A 22,663-nucleotide genomic window follows, 5' to 3' on the forward strand; every position below is an offset into this window, starting at 1 on the left:
AGCGAACCACAAAAAAGCGCCGGCATGCCGGCGCTTTTTGTTTGGCTGTTGCTGTCGCGTTTGCTGTTCCGGGTCCCCGGTCCTGGCTTTACCGAGTCCCGAGTCCCGAGTCCCGAGTCCCGACGTCCCGACGTCCCGGCCTCACCGCACCTCGATCTGCACATCTGCCGGCAAAGAACGGATCCGCAGCTCGCCGTTTTCCCACTGCGCCGCTTCGCCGTTGACCAGGGTGCGGCCGGGTTCGCCGGTATACGGCCACGGCAGCACCAGGCCGCCGCTGGGCACGCGCAGGCCGCCGCCGATGCCCAGGATCAGCCGGTTCTTCTGCCGGCGCAGCTGGTAGCTCAGTTCGCCCTGCGGAGTGCGCAGGTCCTGGATCGCGATGCCCTTGCCGTCGAACCATGCCGCCGGCACGCCGGCCGCCAGCACCAGGCTGTCGTCGATGTCGCGCACGTAGGCGAACATGTCCAGTACCGAGCGCACGAAGTCCGACGCCACCCAGGCATGCGGCAGGTCGCCGACGAAGAACGGCTTGCGCGGCGTATGCGAGACCACTTCGGCCCACTGGTTCCAGGGCTGCGGCGTACGATCCTTGAAGAAGAACTGGGTCGCGTCCCAGGCGCGCTCGCGCCAGCCCAGGCGCACGAACGCGGCGACGTTGCGCCATTCGTACGGCGTGTAGTCCTTCCACTCGCGCTTGCCGTCGCGGCGGCTGGCGAACTCGCCCCAATAGCGCTCGAAGGTGTTGCCCAGCAGTTGCGGCGGCAGCCGGCCCTGCTCCCCGCCCGGCGCCAGCGCGATGGTCGTGGAGGTGGGATCGAAATCGCCCAGCTCGGCCGACCCGGGCAGGAAATCGATATGGTGCTGCTGCGTGGCGGTCTGCAACGAGGCGTACAGGTCCTGGCGGAATTCGTCGCGCGCGGCGGCAAAGCGCGCCGCATCGTCGACCCGGCCCAGTTCGGCGGCGATCTCCACCGCGTCCTTGTAGCCGCGCAGCGCCCAGAAGTTGTCCCAGTACGAATGCATCGGCTTGGCCGAATAGCCTTCGTGGCTGATCGACACCGGCATCATCCCGTAGAACGCCGGATTGCGCGCCCGGTTCTCCTCGGTGCGCTCGCTGAGCCGCAGCTGTTCCATGTACTCGTACGCGGCCAGCACGTGCGGCCACATCTTTTCCAGGAACGCGCGGTCGCCGCTGTAGCGGTAGTAGTCGGCGACGCCGAAGATCAGTTCGCCATGGCTGTCGTTCTCCGGCACCGGATCGCTGCCGCGGTCGTCCACGCAGCACGGCACCATGCCGTTGGCGAACTGGTACGGCGCGTACCACTCCAGGTACTCGCGCGCCACGTCGGCGCGGCCCAGGCGCAGCAGGCCTTCGGAAATCATCGCGCCGTCGCGGATCCAGCTGCGCGAATACGAGCGCGTGCCCGGCTGCAGGCGTGGCCCGATCCGCGAGATCAGCATGTGCGCCAGCGCGGTGCGCAAGGTGTCGGCCAGCGCCTTGCCCTCGGCCGGGACGCTCAGCTGCACCCGGTCCAGTTTCTCGCGCCACTGCTCGGCCACCAGCTGTTGCGCACGCGCCGCATCGAACCCGGACGGCAGCGCCTGCGCGCCGGTCTGCGGGATCAGCAAGGCCACTTCGCGCACTTCGCCCGGGGCCAGGCGCCCGCGGTACAGCAGCGCGCCCGAGGCCAGGCCGTCGGCGTCGGACGCCTGCTGCGGCAGCGCGGCGCTGTCGGCGGCCAGGCGCTCGATGTCGATGCCGGCGTCGAACGCCGTGGCGTAGGCCGCGTCGGGCTTCTGCACCGCGAACACGCGCGGCTCGCCGTTGACCTGCACCTGGGCGCCGTCGAACGCCAGCAGATGGATCGGGCTGACCCCGCCGACGGTGTTGAGGAACTGGCTGGGCGGGTTCACCTGGAACGGCCGCACCGCCAGCGCCAGGGTGTAGTCGTGCGGCTTCTTGCTCGGGTTGCTGAGCCGGTAGCGCGCCACCAGCTGCGCCTGCTCCGGCGTGCCCTGCACGAAGGCGGTGATGCGCAGGCCGGCGTTGTCGTGGCTCCAGTCCACGCTGGGGATCGGCAGGTAGTCGTCCTGCAGGCTCTGCGCGGTCTTCACGTCGGCCCAGCTCAGGCGCTTACCGTCCAGCAGCAGGAACGGCTCGATGCTGAAGCCGCCCTTGCCCACTTCGATCGCGCCGTCCTCGCCGACCAGGCCCTGTTCGCGGCCGCCGTCCAGGCCGACGATGGTCCAGTACGGCTGCTCGCCGCTGAAGCCGCGCGGGAACCAGCCGCGGGTGGCATCGGCCGCCACCGACTTGACGAAGTCGTTCGGGGTCGCGGCGAAGGCCAGCGGCTGCAGCGCGATGTCGGCGATGCCGTAGCGGAAGCTGGGGCCGTCCTCCAGGTCGATGCGCACATAGCGCGCCTCGGTCTCGGGCATCGGCAACCAGTCGGTGCCGCCGTTGCCGGCGGTGACGGTGCGCAGCTCGCGCCAGCTGCGGCCGTCGGCCGAGCCCTGCAGCTTGTAGCGCGAGGCATACACGCCCGGCGCCCATTGCACCTTGGCGCCGCCGAACTCGCGCACCTTGCCCAGGTCCAGCATGATGGTCTGGGTCTTGGCGTTGCCGCTGTACCACACCGTGTCCGCCTTGCCGTCGGCGATGCGCTGTTCCAGCGCCGGCGCGGTGTCGGCGCTGACCTTCACCGTCAGCGGCGAGGTGTCCTGCGGCGGCAACGGGGTCAGGCTCAGCTGGTCGAAGCACACCGTGCCCTTGCCGCCGACCTGGTTGTAGATGGTGAACTCGACCTGCGCGCTGCGCTTGAGTTCTTTCTCCGGACTCGGCCCCCAGGCCTTGTCGATCTGCCGCTTCTTGAAGCTGAGCGTGCTCCACTGCTTGGGGAAGTCGTAGCGCGGCCGGTTGACCCACCACACGTTGTCGCCGCTGGCGTCGACCAGCTTGAACTGCAGGTCGTTGCTCGGCGAATCGCCGCGCAGCTGGAACGCGAGCTGGTAGTTGTCCGGATACTCGATCGGGATCGCGCGGCGGATGCCGGCGTAGCCGGAGACGCCGTTGAAGTCGTAGTCCAGGCAGATCGCCTTGGCGCGGCCGCCGCTGGCGGCCTGCACCAGCCGGGTCGAGGCGGTGACCTGGTTGGAGACGACGATCTGCCAGTTGTCGAGATTGTTGAAGCTGTCCAGCGCTACCGGCGCGGTCGGCGCCGCGGCGAAGGCCTGCGCCGCCGCCAGGCCCAGGATGGCCATCGTCCACCGTCTGCTCGTCATCGCCGCTCCCGTCATGAACCTCGTTCCCGTTGTGTCGTTGGCTTTTTTGCAGGAGGGGTTCAACCCCGACGCGTGACCGGCACGGCGTCGGGGCTGAAGCCCCTCCTACAGCTACATCCTCAGCATGGCCGGCAGTTCAGCGCCGAGCGACGCAAGCGCGTTCCCACACTCGTGCATTCCCCATGCCGTCCATGGCGCAGCATACCGGCTCCGGCTACGCCGGCCTGGCCATCCATGGCCGGGCGTTCGGCGCAACGCGCGCCAGTGGCGCTCCATGATCGGCAGAACCGCTGCCATCCATGGCGTGACACTCGCACTCCAGAACGTCCGGCCCGGCCATCCATGGCCGGGCGTTCGGGAACGCGCGAGCCAGTGGCTCGCAAGCGCGTCGCCGCACTCGCATCTTTCCCATGCCATCCATGGCGCAACGGATCGGCTCCAGACAACCCGGCCTGGCCATCCATGGCCAGGCGTTCGGCGCAACGCGCGCCAGTGGCGCGCAAGCGTTGCGCCTCACCCCTTCACGCTTCCCAGCAACAGGCCCTGGATGTAGTAGCGCTGCAGCGCCAGGAACAGCGCCAGCACCGGGATCACCGTCACCACCGCGCCGGCCATCATCATCTCCACGTCCATGATGTGCTCGCGCGACAGCGCCGCCAGCGCCACCGGCAAGGTGTAGTGCTCCTGGTCGGTCAGCACGATCAGCGGCCACATGAAGTCGTTCCACGCGGCCATGAAGGTGAAGATGGTCAGCGTGACCAGCACCGGCTTGAGCATCGGCAGCACGATCTGGAAGAAGATGCGCAGTTCGCCGGCACCGTCGATGCGCGCGGCCTCCAGCAGTTCGTCCGGGATCGAGCGCGCGTACTGGCGCACCAGGAAGATGCCGAACACCGTCGCCAGCGCCGGCACCACCACCCCGCCGAAGTTGTTGACCAGGTGCAGCTGCTTCATCAGCAGGAACAGCGGCAGCATCGCCACCTGCGCCGGGATCACCAGCGCCGCCAGCAGCACCTGGAAGATCCGCTCCTTGCCGACGAAGCGCAGCTTGGCGAACGCATAGCCGGCCATGGTGTTGACCAGCAGCGAGCCGAGCGTGATCGCGCACGACACCAGCAGGCTGTTGGCGAAGTTGCGCGCCATGCCGGTGCGCGAGAACAGCTCGCCGTAGTTGGCCAGGGTCGGGCCGGTCGGCAGCAGCGGCGGCGGGAAGCGGCTCGCCTGCCCGGCCGGCATGAACGACACCGACAGCATCCACAGCAGCGGCGCCAGGCTGATCAGCGCCAGCACCAGCAGCCCGCCGTTGACCAGCAGCGTGTTCCAGCGCGACGCGCCGATTTCGCGGCTCATACCAGGTCCTTCTTGCGGCCGAAGCGCAGCATCACGGAGGTCACTCCCAGGATGATCAGGAACAGCAGGAACGCCACCGCCGACGCGCGGCCGAGGTTCCACCACTTGAAGCCTTCCTCGAACATGAAGTACAGCACGCTGACCGTGCTCTGCAGCGGGTCGCCGCGGGTCATCACGTAGGGTTCGGCGAACAGCTGGAAATAGCCGGACACGGTGATCACCCCGACCACCAGCAGCACCGGCCCCAGCATCGGCAGGGTGATGTGCAGGAACTGCCGCCACTTCGACGCGCCGTCGATGCGCGCGGCCTCGTACAGGTCCTGCGGGATGCCCTGCAGGCCGGCGAGGAAGATCACCATGTTGTAGCCGAAGTTCTTCCACACCGCGAACAGCATGATCGTCGGCATCGCCCAGTGCGGGTCGCCGAGCCAGTCGATCGGGCCGATGCCCAGATGGCTCAGGCCGTAGTTGACCAGGCCGTAGCTGGTGTGGAACAGGTAGCGCCAGATCACCGCCACCGCCACCAGCGTGGTCACCACCGGCGCGAACAGCGCGGTGCGGAACAGCGGCTTGAACCGCGCCACCGGCGCATTGAGCAGCAGCGCCGCGCCCAGCGAGGCGCCGATCGACAACGGCACGCCGACGATGACGAAGTAGGTGGTGTTCCACAGCGACTTCCAGAACATCTGCGTCTGCAGCAACTCGATGTAGTTGCCGAAGCCGACGAAGCGCAGGTGGTTGCTGTCGGCCAGCGCGTACAGGTCGAAGTCGGTGACGCTCAGCGCCAGCGCCGACAGCACCGGCAGGCCGAAGAACACGCCGATCACGATCAGCGCCGGCCCGGCGAACAGCCAGCCGGCCAGGGAACCGCGCTTCATGGCGCCGCTCCCGCAGCCGCTGCGGCCGCTGCCTGCGGATGCTGCTGCTGGTAGATCCAGCGCCGCTTCTCCAGGATTTCGTCCACGCGCTTGTCCAGGTCCTGCACCGCCTTCTCCTGGCTTTCGCCGCCGCGCACCACGCGCTCGGTGACCAGCCGCATTTCCTGCACGATGCGCTCCCACTCCAGCACCTTCGGCGCCGGCTTGACCCGCTCCAACTGGTCGCGGAACGCGTGCGCCAGCGGATCGTTGGCCAGCGACGGGTATTCCCAGGTGCTGCGCCGCGGAGGCATGTCGCCGATCAGCGCGTGGAACCGCGCCTGGGTCTGCGGCCGCGACAGGAACTCGATCAGCTTCCACGCCGCGTCCTTCTGCTGCGACTTGCGGAAGATCACCAGGCTGGTGCCGCCGGCGATGCCGGCGCCCGGGCCGCTCGTGCCCGGCAGCGGCATCGTGCCCCACTGCCCTTTCAGCGCCGCCGGCTCCAGCTTGCGGAACTCGCGGATATTCCACGGTCCGGAAATGTAGAACGCGTAGAAGCCGTTGAAGAATTCGTCCCACACGTTGGAGATCTGGGTCTCGGACATCTTCGGCGCCCAGCCCTGTTCGAACATGTTGGCGTAGAAGCCCAGCGCCTTGCGGAAGCCGGGGCTGCGGAAGTTGCCGTAGTTGTTGTGGTCGCGCAGCAGCGGATCGTCCAGCTGCAGGCCCAGCGACAGCTGCTGCTCGAATTCGTTGATCGGCATCAGGATCGCGTAGCGCTTCGGCCCCACGTGCTTCTTCACCGCGGCCATGGCCTGCTCCCACTCGGCCCAGGTCTGCGGCAGCTTGTCCACGCCGGCCTCTTTCAGCATGTCCTTGCGGTAGAACAGCAGGCGCGTATCCACGTACCACGGCACCCCGTACAGCTGGCCGTCGATGACGCTGGTGTCCCAGATGCCGGCGAAGTAGTCCTTCGGATCGACCACCTTGGAGGTGTCCACGTAGGGCTGCAGCGGCTGCAGCGTGTCCAGCGCGGCGAATTCGGGGATCCAGGTATTGCCGAGCTGGCACACGTCCGGCAACCCGTCGGCGGCGAACGCGGTCAGCAACTTTTCGTGCGCGGCGGTCCACGGGATGTTCTGGATGTCCACGTGGATGCCGGGATTCTCCTTCTCGAACTCCGGGATCAGCTCGGCCACCACCTCGGCCTCGCGGCCCATCGCCCAGAACCGCACCACCTCGCCCTGCGGCGCGCGCGCGCAACCGCACACGGCCAGCACCAGCATGCCCAGCGTCACGTACCGGCGCATCGTCCGCAAGCCGCTCATTGCGGATTCTGCGGCTGGCGCTGCGCGGGATTGGGCTGCGCTTCGGCGGATGCGGCGCGCGACTCGGCGATGCCCAGCGCCCGGGCCGTGGCCGCCTGCTCGTCCTTCTTCGGCAACGGCTGGGTCTCGCCCTCCGGGGTCAGCCAGCCGCCGCTGAAACCGGCGCGTTCCAGGCCGGTGCGCAGGTACTTGTTCTTCTTCATCACGTTCCAGACGAACTCGTTGCGGTAGTTGGCGATCATGGTGACGATCGCGCCCTGGTCGATGCCGATGTAGTCGCCGGCGACCCAGCCGCGGTTGGGCAGCATGCGCCCGGTCTTGAGCGGGATATCGTAGTTGAAGCTGGGATTGAACGAATCCAGGAAGCCGTAGCTGGAATAGATGTAGTCGCCGAAGCGCTTGTGCATCTCCTGGGTGGCCGGGATCACCACTTCCGGCGCGAACACGATCGAGGACACCGCCGCGGTCGGCGCGATGGTGCCGTCGTCGAAGGCCTCGAACAAACCGGCGCCGCGGGTGCGGTAGTGGAAGAACTGGCGCTGTTCGCCGCGGTAGTCCTGGGTGGTGTTCTGCGGGCCGTCGCTGGCGGTCAGGCCCCACACGTTCTCGCCGTACTCCTTCCACTTCATCGGGTTGTCGATGGCGTACTCGCGCTGCGCGAGCGTGGCGCGGCGGCTGTTGAGGAAGTAGTCGATGCCGTGCTCGCGCATGTACTGGTCCTGGATGTCGCGGAAGTCGATCCAGACGTGGTTGTACTGGTGCGCGAACAACGGCCCGAACGCCAGGTATTCCTGGCCGTAGTACACGCCCCAGTCCTTGTTGTAGGTGCGCGTCCACTCCTGCCACGCATCGGGTTCCACCGGATGGGTCGGCGAGCCCAGCGCCAGCAGGTAGACCATCATGCCTTCGTTGTAGCCCATCCAGTCGTGCTGGATGAAGCCGCGCTCGGGGTACCAGCCCATCGTGATCAGCGGCGTGCGCTGCTGCATCCACTTCCAGTCCACGCGGCGGTACAGCGTGTCGGCGATCTGGCGGATCTCCTTCTCGTCGGCGCTGTCGCCTTCGTAGTAGGACTGCGCGAACAGCACGCCCATCATCAGCAGCGCGGTGTCCACGCTCGACAGCTCCACCCACTGGTCGTAGCGCAGGCCTTTCTGCATGTCCAGGAAGTGGTAGTAGAAGCCCTTGTAGCCGGCGCGGCCGCTGCGCTGCGGACCGACCGGCACGTCGCGCAGGAAGCGCAGCGTGGTCAGCGTGCGCTGCACCGCCTGCTCGCGGCTGATCCAGCCGTTCTCGTAACCGATCGGATAGACGGTGAGCGCAAACCCGATCGAGGCGATGCTGGCGAACGGGCGCGACGGGTAGCGGTCCACCGCCAGGCCGTTCTGCTCGTTGGTGGTGTCCCAGAAGAACTGGAAGGTGCGCCGTTCGATGTCGTCGAACAGCGGCGGCAATTCGGGTTTGACCAGCTTGGGGGGGAGTTCGGCTTCGATCAGGATCACTTTTACCGGCTTCTTGTCCGCTACGGAGGGCTCCTCGGTTTTCTTGCAGGATGCCAGCAGCGCTGCCGCCGCCAGCAGCAGGACCAATGGTGAGCGTGCGACGCTGCCCAGTTTCATGCCTTCGACACCCCTGTGAAATCGTTTACATGCATGTGTGAAATTATCCTACTTCCCACCTCGCCGCGACCACCCTAAACGTTCCGGGGTGGCCGCGGCAAAGCCTTTACCAGTCCAGCCCCAGCGACAGCTTCGCGGTACGGGTCGCGTACTGGTCGTAGCCGGTATAGGTCCCGCTGTCCCAATCGACGCTGTACGAGTCGTAGTTCTTCCAGTTGAAGACGTTCAGCACATCCAGGCGCATCTTCAGCTTGACGTTGGACCCGGTGTCCCACACCTTCTGCGCCGCCAGGTCCAGCTGCTTGATGCCCAGCGTGGTGTCGGGATGGAACTGGCGGATGCGGCACTGCCCGTCCGACGGGCAATAGGTGGTGTAGTAGTACTCCGGCGTGGACAGCGTCAGCTTGCCGGAGAACGTGGTGTCCCAGGGACCGTCGGCGACGCCGCTGACCACCAGGCGGTGCCGCGCGACGCCGCCGGAAGTGAACCAGCCGTAATCGGCGAGCGTGGCGTAGTCCAGCGCATAGTGCTCGCCGAACTGGCGGTTCTCCTTGGCGTTGCTGTAGGTGTAGGCGAAGTTGATGCTCCACGGCGACTCGGACGTGTACGGCTTCTCCAGGCTCAGCAGCAGCGAGTTGTTGCGGGTCTCCAGGCCGTTGGTGCCCAGGATCAGCGAACCGTAGCCCGGCACGCCGTAGTCCCACGGCGAGCCGGAGATGGTGCCTGCCTCGAAGAAGCTGCCGTCCGGCCGGCGGTTGCCCAGCAGGAACACGAAACCGTCCTTTGAGACGACACGCTGCAGCGTTACCGAACTGTTCCATCCGTAGCCCAGCATCTGGAACGTGTCGCGGATACCCAGGCTGAACTGGTCCGAATACGGCACCTTGAGCTTGTTGGCCAGCAGATCGACCTCGCGGCCGGTGGCCGAGTTGCTCGCCACCAGCGCATCGAGGGTGGATTGCTGCAACAGCGCGTCGCTCCACTCCAGGCAGTTGCCGGTTCCCACCGTGCACGGATGCGCGGCGGTGTTGATCGAATAGCCATAGCTGCCGTAGGTGGCCTTGGTCTGCTCCAGCGCCAGGTAGTCGAACAGGTTGCGGTCGTAGGAGCGCCCGGCACCGCCGAACAGCACGTGAGTCTGATCGCCGGTCAGGTCGTAGGAGAAGCCCAGCCGCGGCTGCCAGGCATCCTTGAACGCATGCCGGTTGCTGCCGTTACTGATGTACTTGGAGATATCGATGCCGCCCAGCGCCAGCGTCTGCGCATAGGTCTGCGTGGTGGCCGCATTCGGATCCTGGCTGTAGAGCGCGGCGACCACCGCAGGATCGGTCACGTAGTTCAGATAGCTCGGCGACTTCTCGTAGTCCCAGCGCAGGCCCAGGTTCAGGGTGAGCCGCTCGGTGGCCTCCCAGTCGTCCTGGAAGTAGATGCCGAACTGCTTGTTCTTGGAGGTCAACGTCCCCTGGCTGGTGCCGGTGAGGCCGGAGGCGAAGCTGATGTAGTACGGCACCGTGGTGCTGTCGTTGATGTCGTAGTAGTACTGCGGGTTGTACGGCTGCTGCTCGAGCGTGGTCAGCTCGACCTGCTTGTACTTCACGCCCATCTTGAGGGTGTGGCCCTCCCAGCCGGAGAAGGTCAGGTCGTCCTGGAAGGAGTGGCCCTTCTGGCCCTTGTGCTGGTAGCCGCCCGAACCGGCGCCGGTGGCCAGGATCACGTTGCCGTTGTTGTCCGCGCCATCGGTCAGCACGTAGCCGTCGCCGAAGTTCTTCGGCTCCAGCGACCAGAACGCCTTCTCGTAGGTCAGGTGCGCATCGTTGAGCCAGTCGCCCATGGTCAGCTGCCAGCGCAGGTCGATCCGCGTCTCGTCCACCTTGCTTTCGGTGGCGTAGGACTCGGTGTTCTGCGCGCCGACGTTGCCCAGGCCGGTTTCCTCGCGACGCTTGGCGGTGAGCTCCAGCAGATTGTTCTCATCGACCGACCAGTCGATCTTGCCAAAGTACAGGTCCTCGTGGAACGGCACGCTGCTGTTGCGCACCGCCGACTGCACCGACGCAGGCAGTTCGGCCACGGTATAGCCCTGGCCCGGATACACGTCCTGCGGCGCGGAATAGTCCTTGCCCTCGTAGGTCACGAAGAAATGCGCCACGTCCTTGACGATCGGGCCGCCGAACGAGAAACCGTACTGCTCGTCCTTGGAGCGGTCCTTGCTGCCCTGCTCCTTCTCCGACTCGCGCGCCGCGCGCCAATCGGAATTGCTGTAGTCCCAGAAGAAGCTGCCGTGGAAATCGTTGCCGCCGGACCTGGTCACCGCCGACACCGCCGCACTGCTGAGCTGGTCGTACTCGGCCTTGTAGTTGGAAGTGATGACCTTGTATTCGCCGATCGCCAGCTGCGGGAACGGATTGCCGCGGCTGGAGTCCTGCCCGGTGATGCCGCCGGCCAACACGTAGTTCTTCTGACCGACGCCATCGATGAACACATTGATGTTGTTCGCGCTCTGCGCGCCTGACTGCAGCTTGGTCGAGCCGTCGCTGGGGCTGGTCTCGAACACCATGCCGGGCACGGTGTCGGCGAAGGCCAGGAAGTTGCGCGAGCTCTGCGGCAAGGCCTCGATCTGGCGCGTGGTGACGTAGGTGGCCACCTCGGAGGTCTTGGTTTCCACCGCCAGCGGCGCGGTGACCTGCACGGTGTCCAGGGTCGTGGCGCCGCCAGCGGCAGTGCCGGGGCCACCGGCGGCCAGATTCAGCGTCGCCGCCTGGCCGACCTGCACGGTGATGGTCTGGCTGCTGGTGCTGTCGCCGGACTGCACGTCGACCCGGTAGGTGCCCGGCGGCAGGCCCGCCACCGAATAGCTGCCCGATGCGCTGGTCTGGACGCTGCGGCTGAAGCCGGTCGCCAGGTTGGTCGCGGTCACCTTGGCGCTGCCGGCAGCGGCGGCATCGACCGTCACCTGGCCGCGGATGGTGGCCGCGGTGCTCTGCGCGAGCACCGGCGCGGCGGCAAGCAGCAAACAGCCGGCCAAGGCGCAGGCAAGTGCGCTGCGTTGCGGCCGGTACGTCGATTGGATGTGGTTTTTCATGAAACCCTCCCGGGGTTCTTCATGTTCTGGTTGCAGGAATAGCGAATTGGCCGAATGTGAGAAAGAAATCCAACAAATGACGCATTATCGACAGCGACACGGGCAGCGACGACGTTGCGCGGCCCATGCTTTTCCTACGTTTCCACCGGTATTCCGACAACACGCCGCGACGCCGCACTCGGGTTGCCGCAGCGCCTGTTCGCGCTGCGCCAGCGCCGTGCGTACGACAACGCGCTGTTTCGACAGCATGCGCGCCCCGCCAATCGCTTAGATCACGCGAACATATCCCTGCAACCGCCGCGGCTCCCGAACAGGTTCGGGCGCCACGGCAGCAGGACTTACCAGTTCAGGCCGAACGACAGCTTGAACGTGCGCATCGGCGACGCCAGCACGCCGTTCGCGGTGCCGTACGCCGTGTTGAGGTCGTCGTAGGTCCCGGTGTCGGTGTTGTAGTCGGCGTAGTTGGTCCAGTTGAACAGGTTGATGACGTCGGCCCGCACATTGAACTTGATGCCTGCGCCGGTATCCCATTCCTTGTTCGCCGCCAGGCTGAATTCCTTGTAGCCCAGGGTCGAATCCGGCTTGTATTGGATGATATAGCACTGGTCGTTGCCGGCCAGGCAGTTGGTGCCGTAGCGCGGGGTCTGGCTGGCCAGCGACAGCTTGCCGGACAGGGTGATGGCGTACGGCAGCTCGTAGATGCCGGTCACCACCAGACGGTTCTTGGCAATGCCGCCGGCCTCGCGCCAGCCGTAGCCGGCCATCGACGCCTGATCCAGCGCGTAGTGCTCGCCGTACTGGCGGTTTTCCTTGGCATCGGAGAACGTGTAGGCCACGGTCAGGCCCCAGCCCGATTCCTTGTCGTACGGCTTGTCCAGCTTCAGCGCCAGCTGGTTGTTGCGCGTTTCCAGGCCATTGGTGCCCAGCACGATCGCGCTGTAGCCGTTCGGCGAATCGGTCGGCACGCCGGAGGTGGTCCCCGGCAGGAAGAACGAGCCGTCGGCACGGCGGTTGCCGCGCAGGAACACGAAGCCGTCCTTGCTCACGATCCGGCTCAGGGTCACGTCGGTGTACCAGTCGTTGCCCCACAGATGCACCATGTTGCGCATGCCGAGACTGAACTGGTCGGAGTACGGCACCTTGATGTTGTTGTCGATCAGGTAGATCTCGCGGCCGCCGCCACCGGTGGTGTTCGACGCCAGCGTGTCCAGGCCGGCCTGGGTCGCGTAGCTCTCGTTCCAGGGCACGCACGGATCGCCCAGGCAGGCGTTGTTGGCGCTGCTGAAGTAATAGCTGTACGACTTGAAGCTGTTGTTGAGCTGCTCCAGCGCCAGGTAGTCGAAGATGTTGCGGTCGTAGGCGCGGCCGGCGCCGCCGTAGATCACGTGCGCCTGGTCGCCGAACAGGTCGTAGGAGAAGCCCAGCCGCGGCTGCCACGCATCCTTGAACGCCTTGCGGTTGTGGCCGTTGCTGATGTAGCTGGAGATGTCGTAGTTGGCGTTGTCCAGGTTGCTCCAGTTCTGCAGCGCGCTGGCGACGTCGGCCGGGGTCACGAAGTCGAGGAACGAGGGGGTCTTCTCGTAGTCGTAGCGCACGCCCAGGTTGAGCGTCAGGTGCTCGTTGACCTCCCAGTCGTCCTGCAGATAGACGCCGTATTGCTTGTTCTTGGACACCACCGAACCGCCGCTGGTATCGCCCCAGCGCACCCGGTACGGCGTGTCGGTATCGGTCAGGATGTTGTAGTAGTACTGCGGATTGGCCGGATTGATCTGGGTCGAATCCAGCTCGATGTCCTTGTACTTGAAGCCCATCTTGACCGTATGGCTGCCGTGCCAGTCCATGCTGTTCAAGGTCAGGTCGTCCTGCAGGGTCCAGCCTTTCTGGCCCTTGTTCTGGTAGCTGCTGCCGGCGCCGGCGGTCAGGATGGTGGTCTCGCTGCCGGCCTGCGGCACGTACGACAGCACGTAGCCGCTGCCGTTGGTCAGCGGATCCTGGGTCCAGTACGCGCTTTCGTAGCTCAGGTTCAGATCGTTGAGGAACGCGGCGCCGGTGTACTGCCAGCGCAGGTTGGCGCGCTTCTCTTCCTGGCCGTTGGTGCTGCCGTGCTGGTAGGTGGTGGTGTCGCCGATGTCCGACAGCTCGTCTTCCTTGCGGTATTTTCCGCTCAGTTCGAACAGGCTGTTGTCGCCGATGGTCCAGTCGATCTTGCCGAAATACAGGTCTTCCTTGAACGGAGTGCTGTAGGTGGTGACCAGCGGCTGCAGGTCGCCCGGCAGCTGATCGACGCGGTCGGCATAGATGCCGCCCGGGATCACCGTGTTGGGCGTGGTGTATTCCTTGGCCTCGTAGGCGATGAAGAAGTGCGCGCGGTCCTGCAGGATCGGGCCGCTGAAGGTCGCGCCGTACTGGGTTTCGGAGAAATCGTCGCGCTTGCCGGCCTCGCGTTCCAGCGGGCTCTCGGCGCGCCAGTCGTCGTTGGTGGTGTCCCAGAAGAAGCTGCCGTGGAAATCGTTGCCGCCGGACTTGGTCGAGGCGACGATCGCCGCGCTGCTGACCTGGTCGAACTCGGCCTTGTAGTTGGAGGTGATGACCTTGTATTCGCCGATCGCCGACTGCGGGAACGGATTGCCGCGGCTGGAATCCTGGCCGCTGACGCCGCCGGTCAGCACGTAGTTCTTCTGGCTGATGCCGTCGATGTAGACGTTGGTGCCGTTGGCCGAGGTCGCGCCGGAGCGCACCGTGGTGTTGCCCTTGGCGTCGCGCTGGAACTGCACGCTCGGCACGCTGTCGGCCAGCTCGAGGAAGTTGCGCGTGGCCTGCGGCAGCTTCTCGATCTGCACGTTGGAGATGTAGGTGGCGTTCTCGGAGGTGCGCGTCTCCACCAGCACCGGCGGCGCGGTGACCTGCACCGCGTCAAGCGTGGTGGCGCCTTCGGCGCCGGCGCTGGCGGCCGGTGCGGCGCCGCCGAGGTTCAGCGTCGCGGTCTGGCCGACCTGCACGGTGACGTTCTGCGAGGTGGTCTGGCCATTGGCGGTCAGCTCGATGCGGTACGAACCCGGCGGCAGGCCGCCGACCGCATAGCTGCCGTTGTTGACCTGCACGGTGCGCGACAGACCGGTCGCCAGGTTGGTCGCGGTGACCTGCGCTTGCGCCGCCGGCGCCGACTCCAGCGCGACCTGCCCACGGATCGTGGCGGCGGTGCTCTGTGCGAACGCCGGTGCGGCGCTCAGCAGCAGGCAGCTGGCCAGCGCACAGGTGAGGAGCTTGCGCGCAGGCCTAGCCACGGTCTGAGTACGTTGATGCATGAAAACCCTCCAGGTTGGTTCTTAGTTGTTGCAGCGACTGCGTAAACAAGGAAAAAAGTGCAGCAAGTGAAGCGCTGAAAACAGCATGGCGACAGCGGCGTCGGCGACGTTGCTCCTCCTATTTCTTCATGACGTTGCGACTGGAATCGCGCACGACGAGCAGCGGCGTCAGCGTCTGCCGCAGCCCCTCGTCGCTTCCCGGTTGATCGATCAACTGCAACAGGCGCCGCATCGCCTGCTCGCCGAGGCCGGCGATACTCACCTGCATGGTGGTGAGAGACGGGTGAACGAAGCGCGCCAGCGGGATGTCGTCGAAACCGGCCAGGGCGATATCGTCGGGCACGCGCACGCCGGCCTGGGCGAAGGCGTACAGGCAACCGAGCGCGGTCATGTCGTTGGCGGCGAACACCGCATCGGGCAGCGTGCCCGACTGCAGCATCGCCTGCCCGGCACGATGGCCCGAGGCTTCGTCGAACTGTCCGGGAAACTCCTGGCCCTGCGCCTGGCCCGGATGCGCGGCGATCGCGTCGCGGAACCCGCGCAGGCGTTCGCGCGCGTCGAAGTTCAGGTCCGGGCCGCCGACGAAGGCGATGCGGCGATGGCCCATCGCCAGCAGGTGCTCGGTCATCGCCATCGCGCCGGCATGGTCGTCGATGCTCAGTACCGGATACTCGGCGCCGGGCAGATAGGTATTGATCAGCACCGTCGGCAACGCCTGCGGCAGGTTGTCGGTGAGGAAGCCGGGACGCTCGGCGTACGGCGACAGCACCAGCAGGCCGTCCACGCGCCCGCGCATCGCGCGCAGCGCGCGGCCCTGCTCTTCCGGATCACCGTGGTAGCTGGACACCAGCAGATGCTGGCGGCGCGCGCGCGCGGCGCCGTCGATGCCGCGGATCAGCTCGGAGAAGAATTCGCCGTACAGGTCCGGCAGCACCACGCCCAGGGTCTGGGTGCGGCGGCTGCTGAGGCTGCGCGCGGCCGCGTGCGGGCTGTAGCGCAGCCGCTCGGCCACTTCCAGCACCAGCTTGCGTACCGGCTCGGCGACGTTCTCGTGGCCGTTGAGCGCACGCGACACCGTGGCCACCGATACCCGGGCCTCGCGTGCGACATCTTTGATTGTGACCGCGCTCTTGGCCATCGTGCCGCCCTCCGCGGCCGAGACATTGAGAAACTGGCGCGGACTGTAATCGTTTTCAGGACGAGGCAGAAGCCTTTTGTTATTTTTTCAATAAAACCCTTTCAATTCAGATACTTGATCGATCGCAAAATCGCCAGAATCATGACGCGCCGCAGCATAATAGCCACCTGGATTCCGCTTTTTCCGGCGCTGCCGCTGCGCTTGCGCGGCATGCCGCGCGGTTCGCGACGATCGGCATGCGCAACGCATCAGGCAACGTCGCGCGGCGCTTCGGCGCGGATCGACAGCGCATGGATGTCGGTCTGCATCATCTCGCCAAGCGCGGCATAGACCGCGCGGTGCCGGGCCAGCGGCGCCATGCCGGCGAAGGCGGCACTGACGATGCGCACATTGAAATGGCCGCGCCCGTCGCGCGCACCGGCGTGGCCGGCATGGCGATGGCTGTCGTCCTCGACCTCCAGCGCCTGCGGCGCGAACGCCGCCTGCAACGCGGCGCGGATGCGCTCGACCCGGCCCGCGGCCGTCTCGCTCACGGCAGGCCCGCTCACGGCAAGGTCTTCCGGAACGGCCGCACCTCGACCCGCGCGTAGACGCCCGCAGCCACGTACGGATCGGCCTGCGCCCAGGCCTGGGCCTGCGCCAGCGAGTCGAACCCGGCCACCACCAGGCTGCCGCTGAAGCCGGCCGGACCCGGGTCCTCGGCGTCGATCGCCGGGCACGGCCCGGCCAGCAGCAGGCGGCCGGCCTGCTGCAATGCCTCCAGCCGGGCCAGGTGCGCCGGCCGCGCCGCCGCCCGTCGCGGCAGCGCATCGGCGCCGTCGTATCCCTCGATCACGTACCACATCCCGCCACCCGTCCTGCGTTTCGCATATGAACCCCGCACAATTCTAGCGCCACGGCGCTGGACACCGACCCGGCTGGCGCATTACCCTTGGTTCCATTGCACGCGGCCGGATGCAGCGGCCCGTCGGTGATCGGCTCCCCAGCCCCTTCCGACGACCGATTCGCTGCCTGACACCGCCCGCGCAGACGTCCTCCTCAAGCTGTTCCGTCGCCGCGACTCGTGCGGCGTACGCCTTGTGTCCTGTTGAAGTGTGGATCGCGTTGCGGGGATGACGCGACGTGAACTGCAGTACTGCTGGCAAGGCCCCGAGCCGGATCGCCCCTGCCCGGCCCTTCGCTACCGCAACACCTGATGTACCTGACGTCCAACCGATGACCTCCGAACTCGCGCTCGACGCGAACCCGCCAATCCAGCCGACCGCGCCACAGCAGCAGGAAATGCCGCTGGCGGTGGTGCATGGGCAGCCGGTCCTGCAGATCCCGCAGGACCTGTACATCCCGCCGGATGCGCTGGAAGTCATCCTGGATGCGTTCGAAGGCCCGCTGGACCTGCTGCTGTACCTGATCCGCCGGCAGAACCTGGACATCCTGGACATCCCCGTCGCCGAGATCACCCGGCAGTACGTGGACTACATCAACGTGATGCAGGAGCTGCGCTTCGAACTGGCGGCCGAATACCTGGTGATGGCCGCGATCCTGGCCGAGATCAAGTCGCGGATGCTGCTGCCGCGGCCGCCGGCGCAGGAAGGCGAGGAAGCCGATCCGCGCGCCGAACTGGTGCGCCGCTTGCAGGAGTACGAACGCTTCAAGCAGGCCGCCGAGGACATCGACGCGCTGCCGCGGCAGGACCGCGACACCACGCCGGTGCAGGCGCATGTGCCCGACCGCGCCACGGTGAAGCTGCCGCCGCCGGTGGAGCTGAAGGAGATGCTGCTGGCGCTGTACGACGTGCTCAAGCGCGCCGAGCTGTTCAGCGGCCACGCGATCAAGCGCGAGGCGCTGAGCGTGCGGCAGCGGATGGGCGATGTGCTGAGCCGCCTGGACGACGGCCGCTTCTACCGTTTCGAATCGCTGTTCAGCGCCGAGGAAGGCAAGCTGGGCGTGCTGGTCACCTTCCTGGCCTTGCTGGAACTGGCCAAGGAGCAGCTACTGGACATCGTCCAGGAGCCGATGGACCAGGTCGTTCGCAACGGCGAACGGCTGCCGCTGGCGCCGATCTACGTCAAGTCGCTGGCGCTGGGCAACACCAACGAACCGCTGCAGTTCAACAGCGAGTTCGACGATACCGACGCCGCCAACGACCCTACCTGAGTTTTCGAAGACCCCCTTCCGCATGGATCAAGCGCTGATCAACCGCATCGTCGAGGCCGCCCTGCTCGCCGCCAACCAACCGCTGCCGCTGGCCCAGCTGCACGGCCTGTTCCCCGAGGACGAGCCGGCGCCGCCGGGCAGCATCGAGCGGGCGCTGGAGCAGTTGCGCGAGGCCTGCGCCGGGCGCGGCGTGGAACTGGTGGAAGTGGCCTCCGGCTTCCGCTACCAGGTCAACAGCGAGGTGCACCCGTGGGTGGCGCGGCTGTGGACCGAGCGCAAGACCCGCTACACCCGCGCCACGCTGGAGACCCTGGCGCTGATCGCCTACCGCCAGCCGATCACCCGCGGCGAGATCGAGCAGGTGCGCGGCGTGGCGGTCAGCAGCAACATCATCCAGGCGCTGGAGGAGCGCGAGTGGATCCGCGTGGTCGGCCACCGCGACGTGCCCGGCAAGCCGGCGCTGTTCGGCACCACCAAGGGCTTCCTCGACTACTTCGGGCTCAAGCGCCTGGACGAACTGCCGCCGCTGTCGGAACTGAAGGACATCGGCGAACTGGAACCGCAGCTGCAGCTGGACCGCGACACCCTGCCGGTCGGCGACATGGCCCAGGCCGGAGCGGCCGATGCCGACACCGATGCGGATGCCGACGCGGCCAAGTCGGCAGCGGATGCCTCGGCAGCCGACGCGCCGCCCGCCGAGGCGAGCGACGAAGACAACGGCGCCACATCCGATCCGGATACTGCACCGGATCCGGGCGCAGCACGGGCCGAAGCCGACAGCGCAGCCGATTCCCACGCGGCCGACGACACGGCCGCCGCACACAGCGATACCGATACCGAACGCGATACCGATGCAGACGCCGCCACGGCGGATGCCTCGTCTCCCGACACCGCCCCGACGGGCGAACCCGAAGCCGCGCCGGGCGAGCGCGCGGCGGATGCGAACGAAGCCGAAGACAACGCCGTCGCGACGACGACCGTGGCTGTTGACGATGCCGATTCCGAACCACAGGCCGACGCAGCCCGCGCCGGCCGGAGCCAAGTAAATGAGTGACACCTCCCGCAAGCTGTCGTTGAACAAGCTCTCGCTCAAGCGCGATGCCGCCGGCGAGCAGCCGAAACTGGAAGAACGCCTGCACAAGGTCCTGGCGCAGGCCGGCCTGGGGTCGCGCCGCGCGCTGGAGCAGCGCATCGCCGACGGCCTGGTCAAGGTCAACGGCGAGGTCGCGCAGACCGGCATGTCGGTCAAGAGCGGCGACAGGATCGAGCTGGACGGCCGCAGCTTCGTCGCCAGCGCGCTGACCGAGCCGGCGCGCGTGCTGATCTACAACAAGCCCGAAGGCGAAGTGACCACGCGCGAAGATCCCGAAGGCCGCCCGACCATCTTCGAGGCGCTGCCGGCCCTGAAGGGCGCGCGCTGGATCGCGATCGGCCGCCTGGACATCAACACCACCGGCCTGCTGCTGCTGACCACCGATGGCGAGATGGCCAACGCGATGATGCATCCGTCCTACGAGATCGAGCGCGAGTACGTGGTGCGCGTGCGCGCCCCGGAAGGCGAGGACAAGGTGCCCGACAGCATGGTCGAGCGCCTCTCGCGCGGCGTGCTGCTGGAAGACGGCGGCGCCAAGTTCGACGAGATCGAACGCATCGGCGGCACCGATTCGCACGACTGGTTTCGGGTGGTGGTCAAGGAAGGCCGCAACCGCGAAGTGCGCCGGCTGTGGGAATCGCAGGGCTGCCAGGTCAGCCGCCTCAAGCGCACCCGCTACGGCAAGGTCGGGCTGCCGCGCGAACTGCTGCGCGGACAGTCGCTGGAACTGGCGCAGGACAAGGTCGAGGCGCTGCGCGCCGAACTGAAGCTGGAAGAAGGCACCCCGTCGGCGCTGACCCTGCAGCCGGTGATCGGCCAGCGCAAGGCGGCCAAGGCCACCGTGCAGGTCGGCCGCGGCGGCAACGCCTACGTCAACGGCCACAACGTCGCCGACGAAGGCCGCGAGCTGCGCCGCTTCGACAACTTCCGCGAGGACCGCGGCCGCGGCCGCGGCGGCAAGAAGCCGCACGGCGGGCTGACCGTCAGCGGCGAGATGGCCGCCCAGCAGGCGCAGAAGCCGTTCAAGCAGCGCACCCCGAAGGGGCCCAAGCCGCTGCCGGACGGCAACCCCGCCGCGTTCCGCACCTGGTACGTGCCCGACGGCGTCAGCACCGGTCCGACCGGCCACCGCAATGCCGGTCCCGCCGCTGCCCGTGGTCCGGGCCAGGGGCAAGGCCAGGGTCGTCCCTATGGCAAGCCGCGCCCCGCCGGCGCCGGTGCCGGCCAGGGCGCAGGCCAGGGCCGCGGCGGCCAGGGCCAGGGCCAGCGCAAGGCGCACCCGTACGGGCACCCGGGCAATGCGCCCAGCTTCCCGTCCGACCATGCCAACCCCGGCTTCAGCCCGTACGGCGCGGCACCGCGCTCTGCGCGTCCGGCCGGCCCGCGCGCCGACGGGCAGAAGCGCGGCCCGGGCGGTCCCGCTGGTCGCCCGGCCGGCAATCGCCCCGGCGGCGGACGTCCGGGTGGCGGCGGCCGTCCCGGCGGCGGCGGCAACCGCGGTCCGCGCGGCGGCGGCTGAGCACCGCGCGGCCGGCACGCGAGTGCCGGCCACGCCGCCACGACGAAGGGCGCCTGCGCATGCGGCGCCCTTTTTGCTGGATGCAATTCCGGCATCCGGCGTGCGCCTGGGCATTGCGCTCGGTGCGGCCGGCTTGACGCAGGCACGCCGCATGCGTAGATCGAATCGCCCGCCACGGCGGCGATCAAGGATCACGCGCCGGCCATCGCCCCCCATTGGCTCCAGCGCGCTGTGGCGAAATGGTGGCGCGCTGTTCGAGGAAGCCTGCGCCACGCAGGAGGCGATCGACGAACCGCATGTACGCCACGCGGCGTTATGCAGGCCTGAACTGCAATCCCGGTGAGAAATGCGACCTTCCGACACGGCGGCTCGACGCCGGCGCAGCGCGTGCGCCATGCGCGCGGCGCGCGAAGCCGATATCCTAGGCGGCCTTGCTGCCGCTCCCCGGCGGCGCATTCACCAATCAGGATTTCCCATGTCACGGAAGATACTGCTGCCCCTGTTGATCGCCGCCGTACTGAGCCTGGGCGCGTGCAAGAAGGTGCAGGAAGAAGTCGCCGCCGCGCAGAACCCCTACCCCAAGAGTTCGCCGCTGCACGCGCCGTTCGACCGCATGCTGCGCAAGCTGGTCAACGACCCGCGCTATGTCGCCCTGCTCAAGCAGGGCGACAAGGCGCAGGCGCAGCGCGCCGGCTTCGAGCTGGCACAGAAGGGCGTCACCCGGCTGGACCACGCCGCGCTGGAACAGCGCCTGCAGATCCTCGCCGCGGTCAGCGAAAAAGTGGATGTGCCCAAGTGCGCGCTGCTGGCCCGCGGCGGCAATCCGAACGATGCGCAGGCGATGAGCGCGGCGATGCTGCAGGGTCTGGAGACGCTGCCGCCGGCGCAGATCGATCAATGGTTCGATATTTCGCTCAAGGCGACCGACGCGCAATTGAGCAATACGCCGCCGCAGACGGTGGCCCCGGCCGATGTGGAAGCGGCGATGACCAGCCTGATCGCCGCCCTGCCCTCCGACCAGCAGCAGCGCCTGGTCAAGGTGCTGCCGCAGATGGCGCAGGCCAGCGACGAGGATGCATGCTGGGCCGCGCGTACGCTGTACAAGCAGGCCCTGGCCGCCAAGGAACCGGTCCGCGGCCAGCTGGCCTGGGTGTTCGCGCAGCAGTGAGTCGCCAAAGCGCCGGCGAAGCAGGCCTCTTCAAGGAGACCGGCTTCGCCGGCGTGGTTGCGGACGCCACGGTTCGCAGCGCCGCCGTCGATGCAGGCAAGAAGACATCGACGGCGCCGGGCACCAGCCACCCCAGGCGGGATGCGCTTTTTTCGGCCAGGCTGCCCGCGTCCGGAACCGCCTGCACCGCGCGTGCCGCGTCCTCAGTGCCGGATGCTGCGGCTTACTTGCGACGCTCGATCACGAAATTGCCGACGTTGACCCCAAGATCGACGCCCTCGCCCGTGCCGGCCAGGGCCAGCGAAATATCGCCCTTGGTGACGACCTGCGCGGTGCTGGATTTGACCATGCCGGCATGCGCTTCAGCGGCGGCGTAGGTGCCGAACAAATCATTGAGGCTGTAGGCGCCGGTGAACGTGCCGCGGCCGCCGACGATCTTCGACTTGCCGACCGTCAGGCCGCCGCCCTTGCTGCTGATCTTGACCGGAATCACCGCACCGTCGTCGCAACGGATGGTGCCGGTGCCGCTGGCGGTCTTGTAGAACACCGACCAGCCCGACAGGTTGAACGACAGTTTGCAGTCGATGTTGCCTGCGGCCTGGGCCTGCGGTGCGAGCGTGGCGGCGCCCAGCAGCGCGAACAGAGAGAGCGACTTGATCATGTGAGCATTCCCGGTGGTGGACATGGCGCGAGCGTAGCAGCGCCGATGTAGCGGCCGCGACAAGCCGCCAACGCAGCCGCTGCGCCCGTTCAGCAAGCATTTCC

General features: G+C 67.3%; 15 protein-coding genes. 4 read left to right on the top strand and 11 right to left on the bottom strand.

What is annotated here, in order from left to right; all coding sequences use genetic code 11:
- Positions 1-141: 141 nt before the first annotated feature.
- The 10 genes from NRY95_13315 to NRY95_13360 all read right to left on the bottom strand — a co-directional run bounded on the left by NRY95_13315 (position 142) and on the right by NRY95_13360 (position 16,808).
- Complete coding sequence (locus tag NRY95_13315; protein UYC14717.1) at positions 142-3,285, bottom strand: discoidin domain-containing protein; 3,144 nt, start codon at positions 3,283-3,285, stop codon at positions 142-144.
- Between the two features lie 513 nt (positions 3,286-3,798).
- Complete coding sequence (locus NRY95_13320) at positions 3,799-4,635, bottom strand: carbohydrate ABC transporter permease (GenBank protein UYC14718.1); 837 nt, start codon at positions 4,633-4,635, stop codon at positions 3,799-3,801.
- Positions 4,632-5,513 (bottom strand): sugar ABC transporter permease, encoded by an 882-nt coding sequence (locus NRY95_13325; protein ID UYC14719.1) that lies wholly within the window; start codon positions 5,511-5,513, stop codon positions 4,632-4,634. The genes NRY95_13320 and NRY95_13325 overlap by 4 nt, the downstream gene beginning before the upstream one ends.
- Positions 5,510-6,781: a sugar ABC transporter substrate-binding protein gene (locus NRY95_13330; GenBank protein UYC18586.1), complete on the bottom strand. Its 1,272-nt coding sequence runs from the start codon at positions 6,779-6,781 to the stop codon at positions 5,510-5,512. The genes NRY95_13325 and NRY95_13330 overlap by 4 nt, the downstream gene beginning before the upstream one ends.
- A 38-nt stretch (positions 6,782-6,819) precedes the next feature.
- Entirely contained in the window at positions 6,820-8,442 is a 1,623-nt protein-coding gene (locus NRY95_13335; protein ID UYC14720.1) for a hypothetical protein, read from the bottom strand.
- A gap of 106 nt (positions 8,443-8,548) precedes the next feature.
- Complete coding sequence (locus NRY95_13340) at positions 8,549-11,521, bottom strand: TonB-dependent receptor (protein UYC14721.1); 2,973 nt, start codon at positions 11,519-11,521, stop codon at positions 8,549-8,551.
- A 338-nt stretch (positions 11,522-11,859) separates the two neighbouring features.
- Entirely contained in the window at positions 11,860-14,826 is a 2,967-nt protein-coding gene (locus NRY95_13345; protein UYC14722.1) for a TonB-dependent receptor, read from the bottom strand.
- Between the two features lie 118 nt (positions 14,827-14,944).
- Positions 14,945-15,964 (bottom strand): LacI family transcriptional regulator, encoded by a 1,020-nt coding sequence (locus tag NRY95_13350; GenBank protein UYC14723.1) that lies wholly within the window; start codon positions 15,962-15,964, stop codon positions 14,945-14,947.
- 248 nt (positions 15,965-16,212) lie between these two features.
- The gene (locus NRY95_13355) at positions 16,213-16,497 is read right to left on the bottom strand and encodes a BolA family transcriptional regulator (GenBank protein UYC18587.1); all 285 of its coding nucleotides are present in this window, start codon (positions 16,495-16,497) and stop codon (positions 16,213-16,215) included.
- An 11-nt stretch (positions 16,498-16,508) separates the two neighbouring features.
- Positions 16,509-16,808: a YciI family protein gene (locus NRY95_13360; protein UYC14724.1), complete on the bottom strand. Its 300-nt coding sequence runs from the start codon at positions 16,806-16,808 to the stop codon at positions 16,509-16,511.
- 371 nt (positions 16,809-17,179) lie between these two features.
- Between NRY95_13360 and NRY95_13365 the strand changes: the two genes are divergently transcribed.
- From NRY95_13365 to NRY95_13380, 4 genes are all read left to right on the top strand, one after another.
- Positions 17,180-18,118, top strand: coding sequence for a segregation/condensation protein A (locus tag NRY95_13365; GenBank protein ID UYC14725.1), 939 nt, complete (start codon positions 17,180-17,182; stop codon positions 18,116-18,118).
- Positions 18,119-18,140: 22 nt separating this feature from the next.
- Entirely contained in the window at positions 18,141-19,172 is a 1,032-nt protein-coding gene (scpB, locus tag NRY95_13370; GenBank protein UYC14726.1) for an SMC-Scp complex subunit ScpB, read from the top strand.
- Positions 19,165-20,730 (top strand): rRNA pseudouridine synthase, encoded by a 1,566-nt coding sequence (locus NRY95_13375; GenBank protein ID UYC14727.1) that lies wholly within the window; start codon positions 19,165-19,167, stop codon positions 20,728-20,730. The genes scpB and NRY95_13375 overlap by 8 nt, the downstream gene beginning before the upstream one ends.
- 475 nt (positions 20,731-21,205) lie before the next feature.
- Positions 21,206-21,898, top strand: coding sequence for a hypothetical protein (locus tag NRY95_13380; GenBank protein ID UYC14728.1), 693 nt, complete (start codon positions 21,206-21,208; stop codon positions 21,896-21,898).
- 223 nt (positions 21,899-22,121) lie between these two features.
- Here NRY95_13380 and NRY95_13385 read toward each other — a convergent pair whose 3' ends face one another.
- Entirely contained in the window at positions 22,122-22,559 is a 438-nt protein-coding gene (locus tag NRY95_13385; protein UYC14729.1) for a hypothetical protein, read from the bottom strand.
- Positions 22,560-22,663: the final 104 nt, after the last annotated feature.

Origin of the sequence: Xanthomonas campestris pv. phormiicola (assembly GCA_025666215.1) — a bacterium.
In the GTDB taxonomy this organism is placed as follows: domain Bacteria; phylum Pseudomonadota; class Gammaproteobacteria; order Xanthomonadales; family Xanthomonadaceae; genus Xanthomonas_A; species Xanthomonas_A campestris_A.